The organism is Ruegeria sp. (assembly GCF_965243365.1).
Taxonomy (GTDB): domain Bacteria; phylum Pseudomonadota; class Alphaproteobacteria; order Rhodobacterales; family Rhodobacteraceae; genus Ruegeria.
Window position 1 is genome coordinate 3054087 of record NZ_CBDEUW010000002.1, and the last position, 14595, is coordinate 3068681.

Genomic DNA, 14595 nt, shown 5'->3' on the forward strand with positions numbered 1-14595 from the left:
CCTGAAGGGCGGACACTCGCAAGTGTCGCTTCGCTTGTCTACCCGTTTTAGGTGTCGGCCGCGGCGTCCACCGGCGGGAGTTTGCCGTTGGCGCGGTGTTCCTCGGTTTTTACCTCGTCCCAGAGCGTATCCATCTCTTCCAACGTGCTTTGCGAGGGCGTTTTGCCCCGCTTGGCCAAACGCGCCTCGACCTTCTCGAACCGACGGGTGAACTTGGCGTTGGTCCGTCGCAGCGCGGCCTCGGGCTCGATGCCCAGATGACGGCCAAGATTTACCATCACGAACAGCAGATCGCCGAATTCGTCCTCAAGCGCGTCCGGGTCCATCCTGTTGCGGGCTTCTTCCAGTTCGGCGGCTTCTTCGGTGATCTTGGCAAGCACATGGCTGGCGTCTGGCCAGTCAAATCCAACACGTGCAGCCCGTTTTTGAAGCTTATGAGCCCGCAGCAGGGCGGGTAGGTTGGCGGCAACCCCGTCCAACGCGCCTTTCTGTTCCTTGCCCGCGCGTTCCGCAGCCTTGATGGTTTCCCAGTCCCGTGTCTGTTGCGCGGCAGATTTGTCCCGGGATTCGTCCCCGAACACATGCGGGTGGCGGTCGACCATCTTGTCCGACATGGTGCGAACCACGTCCTGAAAGGTGAAATGCCCGGCCTCTTCAGCCATCTGTGCGTGAAAGACGGACTGGAACAGCAGGTCGCCGAGCTCTCCTTTCAATTCATCATAGGCTTCACGCTCGATGGCGTCTGCGACCTCATAGGCCTCTTCGATTGTGTAGGGGGCGATGGTGCCGAAATCCTGCTCGATATCCCACGGGCAGCCGGAATCCGGATCGCGTAAACGGCGCATGATTTCCAACAGGCGTTCGATCCCAGCGTCGGAATCGTGGATCAGCGGATTTTCAGCCATTGCGAAGCCCCTTGTTCCGGTGTCAGATGCATCCATCTCGCAGCTTGGATCAGGAGTCCACCCCCGATGCCTGTCGTCAACCGTATTGCTGATTTTGCCGCCGATATGACCAAGTGGCGGCAGCACCTGCATTCGATCCCCGAACTGGAATTTGACTGTTTCGAGACGGCGGCGTTCGTAGCGGATCGTTTGCGTGAATTCGGCGTGGACGAATTGCACGAAGGGATCGCCAAAACCGGGATCGTGGCCATCATCAACGGGCAGGGCGAAGGGCCGACCATCGGGTTGCGGGCGGATATGGATGCGCTGCCGATGTCTGAGGAAACGGCAGTGCACTATGCGTCGAAGAACCAGGGCAAGATGCACGCTTGCGGCCATGACGGTCATACCACGATGCTGCTGGGCGCTGCGCGCTACCTGGCCGAGACGCGGAATTTCAGTGGACGGGTCGCGCTGATCTTTCAGCCCGCCGAGGAAGAGGGCGGCGGGGCCGGTGTGATGGTCGAAGAAGGTATCATGGACCGGTTCGACATCTCGCAGGTCTACGCTCTGCACAACGCACCAGGTTTTGAAGAGGGGTATTTCTATACCGCTCCCGGGCCCATTATGGCGGCTGTGGATACGTTCGAGGTGCACATTCAGGGCGTCGGCGGCCACGGTGCTATGCCACACGAGACCAAGGACCCGGTTATGGCGGCTTGCGGAATTGCTCAGGCGATCCAGACCATTGTCAGCCGGAACCACTATGCGCTGGACGATCTGGTGGTGTCGGTCACGCAGATCCATACCGGCACAGTGAACAACGTTATCCCTGACACGGCCTATATCAATGGCACGGTCCGGACCTTCGATCCGAATGTGCGAAAGATGGTGATGCAACGGATGGAGCAGATCGTGCAGGGGCAGGCGGCCTCGTACGGCGTCGAGGCGCGGCTGGAGTATAACATCAGCTATCCTGCCACGATCAATCACGTCGATCAGGCGGCGTTTGCCGCTGATGTCGCGCGCGAGGTTTCAGGCACCGAACGCGTGAATGCCAATGCCGGTCGTGAGATGGGGGCCGAGGATTTTGCCTATATGCTGCAGGAGCGCCCCGGAGCGTATTTGTTTCTGGGCCAAGGTCAGGGTGCCGGGCTGCACCATCCGAAATACAACTTCAACGACGAAATCGCGCCGGTGGGTGCATCCTTTTTCGCGAGGATCGTGGAAAAGGCGCTGCCTGTGGCTTGACGTTTGCGCGCGTCGCCGACCCATCGGGAACTTTGGAAGGAAGAGATCCCGAAATGGCATTGGAAGATGCAAAAAATCAGGTGGACGAGGCGTTCACCAACCCGGACCTCAAAGGTCTGTCCTATGAGAATACATTTGGCGGCGCGACGTCTTTCCTGCGTCGCCTGTACACCAAGGATCTGAAAGGGGTGGACATTGCAGTAACCGGTGTGCCCTTCGATCAGGCGGTCACCAACCGCCCCGGAACCCGTCTTGGCCCGCGTGCGATCCGTGAAGCCAGTGCATTGCAATCACCTGATGCGCCTTATGGCTGGCCTTTCGATGCGCTGAGTGAACTGGCAATCATCGACTATGGAGATATGGCCTATGACTACGCGAATATCCCGGCCTTTCCAGACACGCTGACCGATCACATTCGTACCATTCTGGCGGGCGATGTGGCCTCGGTCACGTTGGGCGGCGATCACTATATCAGCTTTCCGATCCTCAAGGCCTATGCTGAAAAATACGGGCCCATGTCGCTGCTGCAATTCGATGCTCATACAGACACTTGGGCCGATGATGACATGTCCCGTGTGGATCACGGCACCATGTTCTACAAGGCAGTGAAATCGGGGATCGTGGACCCCAAACGCTCGGTTCAGGTCGGTATTCGCACGACAAACGAGGATACTCTGGGCGTCAACATCATCGACGCACGAGAGGTTTACGAATCCGGCCCTGCGGCCGTGGCGCAGAAGATCAAAGGCATCCTGGGCGACAGCCCGGTTTATCTGAGCTTCGACATCGACGGGCTGGACCCGGCTTTTGCCCCCGGCACCGGCACACCGGTCTGGGGCGGGCTGACCTCGATCCAGACACAGATTATCCTGCGCGACATTGCCGGGATAAACATCAAAGGCGGAGACGTGGTTGAGGTGTCGCCACCATTCGATACCTCCGGGGCAACGGCAATTGCGGGCGCACACGTGGCGACGCAGATCATCTGCCTGCTGGGGTGGAACAAGCTAACCTAAGCGGCATTAACCTTTGGTTAGCCATAGTTCCGGTATGTGCATCTAAAACGCGACCGGCAAAAGGGGCGACAGGCATGACAGATTTCAACCAACCCATCAGCGGCAATGATCTGGCGCGGTTTTCCGGGCCGAACACCTTCATGCGATTGCCGCAGGCGGGGTCTTTGGACGGGCTGGATGTGGCGGTGTTGGGAATTCCGATGGATATCGGCACCTCGTGGCGGTCGGGCACCCGGTTTGGGCCGAAACAAATCCGAAGCGAAAGCGCGATGATCCGGCCCTATAACATGGCGACGAAGGCAGCCCCGTTCGACAGTTTGCAGATTGCGGATATCGGTGATCTGGCGATCAACACCTTCTCGCTGGCCGACAGTCTGAAGATCATCAAAGACAGCTATGACGGCATTCTGGCGCAGGGCGTTATCCCGGTGGCGATGGGCGGGGACCACTCGATAACCCTGCCGATCCTGCGGGCGATTGCGGCAAAGCATGGGCCTGTCGCCTTGGTGCATGTAGATGCCCATGCGGATGTCAACGATGAAATGTTCGGCGAGCGGGAGACCCACGGAACCGTCTTCCGCCGCGCCTATGAAGAAGATTTGATCGTCGCAGACAAAACGTTTCAGATCGGCATCCGCGGCTCGGGCTACGCGGCAGACGACTTCACCGAGGCGCAGGGCTGGGGTTTTCGCCAGTTCCCTGCATGGGAGTTGTGGCAGCAGAACCTGACCGAGATCGGGTCGCAAATCCGCAAGACCGTGGGGGATCACTCGGTCTACATAACCTATGACATCGACAGTCTGGACCCGGCTTATGCCCCCGGCACCGGCACGCCTGAGATCGGGGGACTGACCACGCCGCAAGCACTGCAACTGATCCATGCGCTTCAGGGCTTGAACGTTGTGGGTTGCGACCTTGTCGAAGTCTCGCCGCCCTATGATCCTTCGGGCAATACGGCGCTGACCGCTGCGAACATTCTGTTCGAACTGCTCTGCATCCTGCCCGGAGTGACGTCACGGTAATCGCCTATTTGGGTTGTTTCCCAAGGTGTTGAGGTTACGGTCCTGCAAAAGGACGGGTTCAGGATGGCAAAAATGGTGCTCTGGCTGCTGATAGGGTTTGTGGTTCTACTTGGAGCCTACATTCGGCTGGCGCCGTCGGACCCCGGGTTGTGGCATGTGACGCCGATCGGAGAAGCAAATCAGGATTTGGCAGGCGGCGTGATCCGTGTGGTTGAAACTGGTCCCAAGGGTCTGGCGCGTCTGGACGCCGTCGCCCGCGAAACGCCGCGTACCTCGGTTTTGGCCGGTTCGGTCCAAGAGGGGATGGTCACCTACCTCACACGCTCGCGCGTGTTCGGTTTTCCAGATTACACGACCGTTCAGCAGGACGGGAACATGCTGCGTATTTACGCAAGGCTTCGATTTGGTCGGAGGGATTTTGGGGTGAATAAAGCACGGGTTGATGGGTGGCTGACGAGCATTGAAGGTCAGTGATAGATGCGCGGTAGAGAGGAAGATCTAGAGGTAAATGAATATGAAAGGAAGCTTCAGAAAGCGACGGATTAGTTAGTGAAAGCCGGACTCTGGAGGCCGGGAAAACTACCGCTTTCTTTTAGAGTTGCTAGAAAATAGGGTTTCCATCCTAAACCCTATCGGTATCAGTCGGTGAGCGAAAATTTCATATTCTTCGCTTTTATGTTCGCGGCAATCCCAATTGTTCTGAAGATTGTCACCGGGCAGGGGTTGGGGGTTTACTTCCTATGGCCGGTCCTGGCGCTTTATGCTGGCGCAAGCGTCTTTGCAGGCTTGCTCTTTTCTGCGCTCATTCGTTGGAATTGCAGACGTAAGAAACTAAGCGAATGGCGGGAGTTTTGAGTTATCAAGACGCTGAGCTGGACGAGTTCGTTCCAAGATCAGGGGCAAGGTTCTGCCTCAAACCCGACGACAAACACCCTTCCTGAACCTCGCGCCACATCGGTACGTTCAGGGACATCTGGCACTGGGCCATGAACATACGGCCATCGACTTGCATGCAGATCAGTTCACCCAATTCGACACGGGTGCCGGATTTATCGGTACAATAGCAATCCTGAACCTTGCCGCCGGGGCCAACGACATCGGCCATCGCCGGTGCCGCGCAGAGGGTGAGAGCAAGCACAATCCGTTTCATGCGACCAGCTTAGCACATGGCTGGCCCTTGACCAAAGCCCCCGGATGATAGACACCGCCGTGATGATCCCCGAAGAACGACTTGAACAGATCACCCAGCGTTTCCAGTATCTCGAAGCTGCCATGGCCGATGGCGCCTCGGGCGGGGACATTGCGGCCCTTGCCAAGGAATATTCCGACCTCAAACCGGTCGTCGATCAGATCATGGCCTGGCGTCAGCTTGTGGCCGATCTGGCCGAGGCCGAGGCGATGCTGGCCGACCCCGATATGAAAGAACTGGCCGAGGAGGAAATTCCCGAGCTGCAGACCAAGATACCCGAGGCGGAACATGCGTTGCAATTGGCCCTGTTGCCAAAGGACGCCGCAGATGCGCGCCCTGCGATGCTGGAAATCCGGCCGGGGACGGGCGGGGACGAGGCCGCCTTGTTTGCCGGGGATCTCTTGCGGATGTATCAGCGTTACGCCGAAGCACGGGGCTGGCGGTTTGAGATTATTGAGGAGCAGGCCTCTGATCTGGGCGGCATCAAAGAGGTGGTCGCGCATATCAAGGGCGACAACGTGTTTGCCCGGATGAAATACGAATCCGGTGTGCACCGGGTGCAGCGGGTCCCGGAAACCGAAAGCGGCGGGCGGATTCACACCTCTGCCGCGACAGTCGCGGTTCTGCCCGAAGCCGAGGATGTGGACATCCAGATCGATGCCAATGACATCCGAATCGACACGATGCGTTCGTCTGGCGCGGGCGGACAGCACGTGAACACCACCGACTCGGCGGTACGGATCACGCACCTTCCGACAGGTCTGGTTGTGACCAGCTCCGAGAAGTCCCAGCATCGCAACCGCGAGATCGCGATGCAGGTGCTGAAAACCCGCCTCTACGATCTGGAACGGCAGCGGATCGACAGTGAACGGTCGGCGGATCGGGCCAGTCAGGTGGGCTCAGGTGATCGCTCGGAGCGGATCAGAACTTACAATTTCCCGCAAGGGCGCATGACCGATCATCGCATCAATCTGACGCTGTACAAGCTGGATCAGGTGATGCAGGGCGATCTGGATGAGGTCATCGATGCGCTGACAGCAGATGACCAGGCCCGCCTATTGGCCGAGATGGCGCAATGACCGGTGCACAGACAGCAGCACAGGCGATGGTGGACGCAACAGCGCGGCTGCGGGCGGCGGGTGTCGATGACCCGGCCCGGGATGCGCGCCTTCTGCTCGCCCACGCGGCGCGGGTCGAAGCCAGTCGGGTGACGCTAATCGCGCCGGAAGAGCTGTCTGTGGAAATTGCCGAGCGCTACGATCAGTTGATATCGCTTCGGGCCATACGGGTGCCAGTGTCGCATTTACTGGGTGAACGCGAATTTTATGGTCGCCGTTTCCGGGTCAGCCGGGATGTGCTGGACCCTCGGCCTGAAACCGAAATTCTGATTGAGGTCGCCCTGAGTGAGCCTTTCGATCACGTTCTGGATCTGGGCGTAGGCTCGGGGTGTATCCTGATCACTCTGCTGGCCGAGCGCACCAGTGCGTCGGGTATAGGGATCGATCTAAGCGAGGCCGCCTGTTTGCAGGCCAGCGCCAACGCCGTGCAGCACAAGGTGCAGGGGCGGGCAGAGATTCTGCAATCCAACTGGTTTGAAAACATTGATGGCAAATTTGACCTTATTGTTTCCAATCCGCCATATATTTCGCTGTCCGAGATGAACGAGCTGTCTCCGGAAGTGCGCGAGTACGAGCCGCGTCTGGCTCTGACCGATGAAGGCGACGGTCTGGAAGCCTATCGCCATATTGCGGCCTCTGCCCCTGATTTTATGGCGCCACGGGGCCGTATTCTGGTGGAGATCGGTTCGTCACAGGCGGCTGATGTGGCTTCGTTGTTTGACGCAACTGGCCTGTCACAGATCCGCGTGATCCCTGATCTGGACGGTCGCGATCGCGTGGTGAGTGCAAGAATGCCCGGTTAAACCGCGATTTTGCGGCTGAATAACGCCAATGAATGTAAAAAAGCTGCGAAATTTATGAATAACCCCTTGTCTGCGCCCGCAGGACATGTTTACTCAGGATTAGTCGGCGAGGTTGACGCTGTTCCAGCGCACCCCTGACGCCAAGCCCAAAAAAGTCGATGACACGGTACGGGACAAGCCTCTGAGCAGCGTAAAGTACGGGTTGATCGACAGTGAATGACAAGGCTGACGTAAAGTAAGATGAGATCTTCCAAATCCCGCTCGCGGGCCAAGAATAACCGCAATCGTCCTTCTGGCGGCAACGTCGTTAACCGGGTCTTTGACAGCTCGGGTCCCGAAGGTAAGGTGCGTGGCACACCGCAGCAGATCATTGACAAGTACAACCAACTGGCGCGCGATGCCCAGCTGTCGAATGACCGTGTGGCTGCTGAGAACTTTCAACAACATGCCGAGCATTATCTGCGCATGCTGAGCGAAGCCCAACGCGAGATTGAAGCGCGCCGCGAAGAGCAAGAGCGCCAGAACCGCGAACGCCAAGCCGAGCGTGATCGCGAACGCGCCGAGCGTCAGGAGCGTGAAGCTGCCCGCCAGTCTGATCCGGCCGAAGCTCCGCAGCCTGATGTGATGGGTTTTGACGCGCCCGAGGCTGCTCCGGAATCCGGGCTGGTTGAGACACCGGAAAGCAAGGGTGCCGAAGCTGAAGCGACGGAAAAGAAGGAAAAGCCTGCCCGCCGTCCGCGAACCCGCAAACCCAAAGCCGCGCCCGTTGCTGCCGAGGAAGCGCCCAAAACAGACGGGGACGCTCCGGAAGCGGCGGAATAACTTCGGTTCAGAAAAAATAAAGCTCCGAGGTACTGACCTCGGGGCTTTTTTCATGCCTTCACGATTTTTGGACCTCACGGGCCAATGCACAAAACGCCTCAAGCGGCACTTGTTCGGCTCGCTCGGTCGGCTTGATGCCTGCGGCCAGCAGGCGGTCTTCGATGTCGGGGGCCACGCCTTTCAGCGAGGCGCGCAGCATTTTGCGGCGCTGGTTAAAGGCGGCGGCCACAACGCGTGACAGTGTGGCAGAGTCGGCGGGATAGCGTGGCTCGGGCAAGGCAGTCAGATGGACCACGGCGCTGGAGACTTTGGGTGGTGGGGTGAAGGCCCCGGGCGGTAAAGACATGGCGATGCGCGCCTCGGCCCGCCATTGGGCGAGGATGGCGAGGCGGCCATAGGCTTTGCTGCCAGGTTGGGCCACGATGCGCTCGGCGACCTCGCGCTGGAACATCAGGGTCAGGCTCTGCCAGAAGGGCGGCCATTCGGGCGGGGTCAGCCAGCGGACCAGCAGTTCGGTGCCGACATTGTAGGGCAGATTGGCAGCAACCCGAATCGGCGGGGTCAGATGCGCCAGAGGGTCGATTTCCAGCGCGTCGCCGTTGATCACTTCGAGCTGGCCGGGATAAGCGGCGGCGATGTCGTTAAGTGCCGCGATGCAGCGGGTGTCTTTCTCGACCGCGACGACCTTGCGCGCACCCTCGGACAGCAACCCGCGCGTCAACCCCCCGGGGCCGGGGCCGATCTCAAGCACATCGCATTGGGTCAGGTCGCCAGCCTGACGGGCGATCTTGGCAGTCAGGTTCAGGTCCAGCAAGAAGTTCTGGCCCAACGATTTGCGCGCCGAAAGCTGGTGGGCTGCGATGACCTCGCGCAGGGGGGGGAGATTGTCGATTGCGCTCATGATGCGGTTACCGTGACGCGTGGTTGGGGCGGTGCGCCAGAGATTTTTTGCCTCCGGCGGGGATATTTTTAGCCAGGTGAAGGATCACGGGGTGTGTGCCATACGGTGGGCGAGTTTCAGGGCCTCGATCAGGCTTGTAGGGTTGGCGATGCCTTGCCCGGCGATGTCCAGCGCAGTGCCGTGGTCCGGGGATGTGCGGATGAAGGGCAGGCCCAGGGTCACGTTAACACCTTTGTCGAAATCAAGCGTCTTGATCGGGATCAGGGCCTGATCGTGGTACATCGCTACCGCTGCGTCATAGCGTGCGCGGGCGGCGGCGTGGAACATTGTATCTGCCGGGTGCGGGCCGGTGATCTTGTAGCCATCGGGCGTGAATTCTTCCAACATCGGGGTGATCCAGTCCAACTCCTCGGTGCCCATCTTGCCGCCTTCGCCGGCGTGGGGATTAAGACCTGCAACTGCGATGCGCGGGTGAGCAATACCGAACTGTTCGCGCAGCCCTTGCGCGGTTATGTCGAGCGTTTCGCGCAGCAGGTCCGGTGTCAGCGCGGTTGGAACCTGCGACAGGGGGATATGGATCGTGGCCGGAACGACACGCAGTTGATCGCTGGCCAGCATCATGACAACCCGGTCGCGCCCGGCAAGTGCGGCCAGAAACTCGGTGTGGCCCGGATAGGAAAAGCCAGCGCCGTCAATCAGTGCTTTTTTGTGGATTGGCGCGGTACAGAGCGCCGAAGCAGAGCCGTTTTGAACCAGCGCTACGCCTTGTTCGATGGCCTTGATGACGGCGGGTGCATTGGCAGGTTCGGGTTGGCCCGGGATATTCGGGGCCGGGAATTCCATATGCAGAACAGGCAGGGCGCTGCTGCTGGCGGTGCGAGTTTGCGACAGGTCCGCGATCCGCGCCACTGGTGTTGCCTCGGGCAGATGCGATGCGTCGCCGATATAGACAAAGGGGCAGTTGCCCCGTAGCGCATCCCAGGCTTTGGCGGCGATTTCCGGCCCGATGCCCGCCGGATCACCGCAGCTGAGCGCGATTGGCGCGGTCATTGTTCGATGATAACGGCGTCGGCCCTCAGTTGTTCCAACAGGCTTTCGGCGAAGGCCTGCAGACGCTGCTGGGTGAGGGCGTTGGCGACATCGACGCGGGACGTGTCCTCGCCCAGATCACGGGTGCGGTTGCACATCATCAGAAACACCAGAGTCTGGCCGTTGTTGCGGGTCAGCGCGGTCGAAACTTCGTTCGGGTCCAGCTTGGCAAGTTCCAGTGCAATATCACGCGGGATTTCGGACGTGGCTGCGGAAACGCGGTCAAGCACTTCGGCAGGCTGATCCTTTGCGACGCCGTATAGATCGTCGCATGTATCGATTTCTTCCTTCAGGCGGGCTGCGGTGGCCAGGCTGTCGGCGCTGCGCCCGCCTGGCAGGTAGTAGGCGGCATAGTCGATCTTGGAGTAGCGCGGCGTGCCAGAAGAAACTTCACGAATGCCACGCATCTGAAACAGAGCGACCGCATTGGGCAAGGTAATCGGTTCGGTGATCTGCCCGTTCTTCAGGCTCAGAATGACCTCTTGCAAGGCGGGTGGTAGATTGGTGATTGGCAGCCAATCGAGGCGTCCGCCATTGTCCCGGGTCGCGGCAGCCGAGTACTGGGTTGCGGCAGCGGAGAACGCATCCTGAGTGTCAAGGCGCGAAATTTCTGTGGCCAGCGCGTTGGCCTGCGCGACCGTTTGTGGCGTAACAGGGATGATGAGTTCCGACAGCAAAATCTGCAGGCCGCCGCCGCCGCCCTGACCCAAGGCGCGGTTGATCTCGTCATCAGTCGGGCGCGCTTGCGAGATGAAGCGGGCAGCGATGTAGTCGCGCCATGATAATTGATCGGCCACGAAGTCGCGTACTGTTTCCGGGTCGACCCCAACGTCGCCCAGGGCCTGAAGGAACTGATCGGTGCTGAGTTGCCCTCGCGCGGCAAATTCGTCGATCCCGGCCTGCACGTCTTCAGGAGCTGCCTGGATGCCCGCGTCACGCATGGCCTGCTTGCGTAGGCGATCATCGATCAGGGCCTGGCGCACTTCGGCCTCGGAACTGCCGGGGATGCCGAGGACGTCCAGAAACTGTTGCCTCTGTTGCAGTTCATACCAGGTGACGATGTCCTGGTTCACCCGGATCGCCGGGGAAAACAGGCTTTGTCCGTGGGCCTGCGGTGCCAGAGCGACCAGCGCTGCGGTCAGCGCAGGTATGGCCGGATTGGTCCAGCCGGAACGGAAAAACTTAGTTAGGCCTGAGATCAGCTGCATGACTTTTTATACTTCTTACCACCGCTTTCGACGGAATACCCTGTCAGGGCAACGGTAAAGCCGATTTCCGTCGAAGGCTCAATACTTGATGTCGATGTAAAGCGCCGTCTTACGGACATGTTAAACCTGACGCACTCATTGCTGTAGGTGACGCCGACGCCAAACCGAATGGGTTCGGATTCGCTCAGATCATAGCGGGCAAAGGCGCTGGTCAGCCAGTTCTGATCGACGCGATACCGTCCGGTCAGCCAGAGCTCCGAGATTTCGTCGCCAGCATTTTCCGCCGGATCCGGTTCCTGCCAGACATAGCTGCCGGTCAGCAGAGTTTCATCTTTGGCCCAGGCGGTGCGAATCTCTGCCTTGGAGAAGCTGAAATCGTCATCCAACAGACCACGGGCCGCCAGCGTCAGGCCTTTGCCGTTGTCGAGTTGCCCGGCCAGCAGGATGTCGGAGGCCGTGCCCTGCAAGCCGGATGTCAGCGTGAAATCGGGGTCTTGGGTGGTTCGAAACACCTGACCAACCGTGGCCTGCGCGCGCCAGCCCGAAGTGTCGAACCGTGCCCAGTTCAGGCCAAACACCGCTGTCGTTCCGTCTTCGCGCCGATCCTCTGCCGGAAAGCGTGACAGAGACAGCAGGTTACCCTGATCGAACTCCTGAAACGTACTCTCATCGTTTGGCACATCGGTGTCCGAGACATGGGTCCACCCGATCTGAGCAATCGGTTCAAGGATTTGTGTCGCGCCTGATTGTTCCCGGCGCTGCATGGGATAGCGCAACGTCAGTGCCGCGCGCGGGGTCGAGCGGGTGATGTTGTTGGGATAGGCACTGTCGTCGCGAATATCGAACGTATCGACCGAAGCGCCGAACTGCGCGTCGGCCCGTAGACCAGTAGCGAAGGTCCAACTGCGCAGCCATTCGGCATCAAATGTCGCCCGCGCGACGTCCCGGCCGATGATATCCTGATCGCTGGTGCGTTCGTGAGCATGGCCGATAAACGCGAGCTGAACTTCCCCGCCCAAGGCATTGGGGAAAAATCGCTTTCGGTAATTCAGATCGAAGACACGAGACGGGATTTCATCCTGCTGTTCGCTGTCGCGCAATGTTTTGTAGTAGATGAAGCTGGTCTTGAAAGCGGCATCGCGTTTGATCCGTTCCAGCGCGATTTCACTGCGCAGCCGGTCAAAGTCAGGCAGACCGTAGTCCGCCAGATACGCGTCGTCCGACGTGGTCTTGAGATCAAAGGTGAACCGGTAGTCGTTCTTCAGATTGAACCAGCCATTGGCAAAGAAATAACCGCGGTCCTGGTCAAGTTGCAGATCGTCCCGGGTAAAGGCACCGTCGAACCGGATGCGACCGCGCTTGAAGGCCTGGCGATAGCGGTAGCCCAGCGTACGGGTTTTAGGTGATACGTAAGGGGTCAGCGTCAGGTCTTTGTGATCGCCGAGTTTGAAGAAATACGGAACCTGCAATCCGGTGCCCAGCTGCGATGTCGTGCGAAGCGAAGGCACCAGAAAACCTGTGGCGCGGTCCAGTGTCGGGTCAGGTAGGCGCAGCGCCGGAAAATAAAAAACGGGCAGATCCAGAATGCGCAGCTGCGCGCCTTCGAAATATAGCTGCTGTTCCACCTGATCGTGGGTCACTTTGCGCGCTCGGATTTGCCACAGCGGGGGCCTGCCATCGGCGCACACATGACACGAGGTCGCGGCAACCTTGCTGAACTGTGTGTACCGGCCCGCCGCACGTGTGGCCTGAACCGAAGCAATCTGGACCTGTTGGTCAAACACCATCCGTGCCCCGGTCAGCAGGCCGTTCTGAAAACCGCTATCCAGCTCGGCCGAATTGGCCAGCAGCGTGGATTGTCCCCCCTGATCAATACGAATGGGGCCAGTCAGGGTCAGCGCGCCGGTTTCGCGGTCGTAGATCACTTTGCTGGCGGTCAGCTTGGTGTCGCCCTGAAAGGCCTCGACATTGCCCTCGGCCACAAGTTTGCGGTCCGGCGTGATGAAAATCTTGTCGGCGACCAGCAGGGCGGGCTGTTCTTCCTGCGCCGTCTGATCCGGGGTCGGAGGGTCCCCTGCTGTTTGTGCCGATCCGCCAACCGGCACCGACAGCACCAATGCGCTGGACAACAAGGCCATCAGTACTGGACGCATCAGCCGTCCTCCGCGTGCAGCAAAAGGCCCAGCGACAGCAGGACGGCGGCAAAAGGTGGTGCCCAGGCGGAAATGAGGATCGGTAACTGCCCGTTTTCACCCAGAATCTGGGCGAAGTTTCGAATAAAATAGATAGCAAAGCCCAACAGAACGGCGGTCAGCACCGCGACCCCGGTGCCGCCAAACCGCACATGGCGCATGGTGAAAGCGGCACCTATCAGCACCATCGAGACCAGAAAGAACGGTCGTGCCAGCTGTACCTGAAACCAGACCTCGTACTGCTTGGTGGAAAACCCGGCCTCTCGCAAATCGCGAATCAACTGCGGCAGGTCATAGACCGAGATCGAGTCCTGCTGGCCGAGCCTGTCGAGAATGCGATCGCGCGTCAGTGTCGTCGGCAGGTTCAGAACCTCGCGCGTGATTGCATTGGCCTCGGGGTTCAGGTCGTCCTGAATTGTCCAGACCTTGGCCTGACGCAGCGCCCAATGGCCGTTTTCCAGTTGGGCTTGTTTGGCGAAAATCTGTTCCGTTGGTTTGCCGTCGGGCGAGAACGTGGTGATCGTCACGTCGCGCAGGCCCAGCTTGTCTCCGTTCAGCGTGCCCTGAGCGTGGATCACGGATTGCCCGGCGGCTGAACCCTGGCGCAGCCACAACCCCTCGCGGCTGATTGACAAGGTCGAGCTGCCGTTGTTGCGGTAGCTGTCAGACAGCCGCTGGAATTCTTCCGACGTGGCTGCCGCAAATGGGTTGAGCAAAGCCACCGCCAGCGTCCCTATGATCAGCGCCAGCAATACCGGGGCCACCAGTGCCCGAATTCCCGACCTACCAATGGCGCGGGTCACCACCAGCTCGGAACTGCGGGCCAGACCGACAAACAGTGCGATTGTGGACAGGATCATCAACAGCGGCAGCATCTCGCTGATGGCGGCCGGTGTGTTCAGGAAGGTCAACCGTAGCAGCTGGCCAAAAGACAGATTCGCATCGTCAAAACGCCGGGCCTGTTCGATCAGGTCGATCAACATCATCAGAACCAGAAAGATGGCTCCGATCACGGCAAAGCTCTGCAGGAAGCGGCGGGCAAAGTAACGGTCGAGGATCACGCGGCGTCCCTCGGGCTGAGAAAAAGTTCGGGAATCACA

At 59.5% G+C, this 14595-nt stretch carries 14 protein-coding genes and 1 pseudogene; 8 read left to right on the forward strand and 7 right to left on the reverse strand.

Annotated features, from left to right (window positions below; all coding sequences use genetic code 11):
• Positions 1-47: 47 nt before the first annotated feature.
• Complete coding sequence (gene mazG / locus ACP0GE_RS18870; protein ID WP_424833442.1) at positions 48-905, reverse strand: nucleoside triphosphate pyrophosphohydrolase; 858 nt, start codon at positions 903-905, stop codon at positions 48-50.
• A 66-nt stretch (positions 906-971) separates the two neighbouring features.
• On the opposite strand from mazG, the gene ACP0GE_RS18875 reads away from it, so the two are divergent.
• The 5 genes and pseudogenes from ACP0GE_RS18875 to ACP0GE_RS18895 form a co-directional block, all read left to right on the forward strand.
• Complete coding sequence (locus ACP0GE_RS18875) at positions 972-2135, forward strand: M20 aminoacylase family protein (RefSeq protein WP_424833443.1); 1164 nt, start codon at positions 972-974, stop codon at positions 2133-2135.
• A 53-nt stretch (positions 2136-2188) separates the two neighbouring features.
• Complete coding sequence (gene speB / locus ACP0GE_RS18880) at positions 2189-3151, forward strand: agmatinase (protein ID WP_424833444.1); 963 nt, start codon at positions 2189-2191, stop codon at positions 3149-3151.
• Positions 3152-3225: 74 nt separating this feature from the next.
• On the forward strand, positions 3226-4173 hold the full coding sequence (gene speB / locus ACP0GE_RS18885; RefSeq protein WP_424833445.1) for an agmatinase: 948 nt from the start codon (positions 3226-3228) through the stop codon (positions 4171-4173).
• A gap of 63 nt (positions 4174-4236) precedes the next feature.
• Positions 4237-4647 (forward strand): DUF1499 domain-containing protein, encoded by a 411-nt coding sequence (locus ACP0GE_RS18890; RefSeq protein ID WP_424833446.1) that lies wholly within the window; start codon positions 4237-4239, stop codon positions 4645-4647.
• A 150-nt stretch (positions 4648-4797) separates the two neighbouring features.
• Positions 4798-5028 (forward strand): annotated as a pseudogene (locus ACP0GE_RS18895) (DUF6404 family protein); the annotation flags it as partial.
• 4 nt (positions 5029-5032) lie between these two features.
• On the opposite strand, the gene ACP0GE_RS18900 reads toward ACP0GE_RS18895, so the two are convergent.
• The gene (locus ACP0GE_RS18900; RefSeq protein WP_424833447.1) at positions 5033-5323 is read right to left on the reverse strand and encodes a hypothetical protein; all 291 of its coding nucleotides are present in this window, start codon (positions 5321-5323) and stop codon (positions 5033-5035) included.
• 62 nt (positions 5324-5385) lie between these two features.
• Here ACP0GE_RS18900 and prfA point away from each other — a divergent pair, with 62 nt between their 5' ends.
• From prfA to ACP0GE_RS18915, 3 genes are all read left to right on the forward strand, one after another.
• On the forward strand, positions 5386-6441 hold the full coding sequence (gene prfA / locus ACP0GE_RS18905) for a peptide chain release factor 1 (protein WP_424833873.1): 1056 nt from the start codon (positions 5386-5388) through the stop codon (positions 6439-6441).
• Positions 6438-7283, forward strand: a complete 846-nt coding sequence (prmC, locus tag ACP0GE_RS18910) for a peptide chain release factor N(5)-glutamine methyltransferase (protein ID WP_424833448.1) — start codon at positions 6438-6440, stop codon at positions 7281-7283. The genes prfA and prmC overlap by 4 nt, the downstream gene beginning before the upstream one ends.
• A 240-nt stretch (positions 7284-7523) precedes the next feature.
• Positions 7524-8105 carry a DUF4167 domain-containing protein gene (locus ACP0GE_RS18915; protein ID WP_424833449.1) on the forward strand — a complete coding sequence of 194 codons (582 nt, stop codon included), beginning with the start codon at positions 7524-7526 and terminating at the stop codon, positions 8103-8105.
• Positions 8106-8163: 58 nt separating this feature from the next.
• Here the strand turns inward: ACP0GE_RS18915 and rsmA are convergent, their stop codons facing one another.
• The 5 genes from rsmA to lptG form a co-directional block, all read right to left on the reverse strand.
• On the reverse strand, positions 8164-9006 hold the full coding sequence (gene rsmA, locus ACP0GE_RS18920; protein WP_424833450.1) for a 16S rRNA (adenine(1518)-N(6)/adenine(1519)-N(6))-dimethyltransferase RsmA: 843 nt from the start codon (positions 9004-9006) through the stop codon (positions 8164-8166).
• Positions 9007-9090: 84 nt separating this feature from the next.
• Entirely contained in the window at positions 9091-10056 is a 966-nt protein-coding gene (gene pdxA, locus ACP0GE_RS18925; RefSeq protein ID WP_424833451.1) for a 4-hydroxythreonine-4-phosphate dehydrogenase PdxA, read from the reverse strand.
• The gene (locus ACP0GE_RS18930; protein WP_424833452.1) at positions 10053-11303 is read right to left on the reverse strand and encodes a peptidylprolyl isomerase; all 1251 of its coding nucleotides are present in this window, start codon (positions 11301-11303) and stop codon (positions 10053-10055) included. The genes pdxA and ACP0GE_RS18930 overlap by 4 nt, the downstream gene beginning before the upstream one ends.
• Positions 11294-13456: an LPS-assembly protein LptD gene (locus ACP0GE_RS18935; protein WP_424833453.1), complete on the reverse strand. Its 2163-nt coding sequence runs from the start codon at positions 13454-13456 to the stop codon at positions 11294-11296. Before ACP0GE_RS18935 ends, ACP0GE_RS18930 begins: the two co-directional genes overlap by 10 nt.
• Entirely contained in the window at positions 13456-14556 is a 1101-nt protein-coding gene (gene lptG / locus ACP0GE_RS18940) for an LPS export ABC transporter permease LptG (protein ID WP_424833454.1), read from the reverse strand. The genes ACP0GE_RS18935 and lptG overlap by 1 nt, the downstream gene beginning before the upstream one ends.
• Positions 14557-14595: the final 39 nt, after the last annotated feature.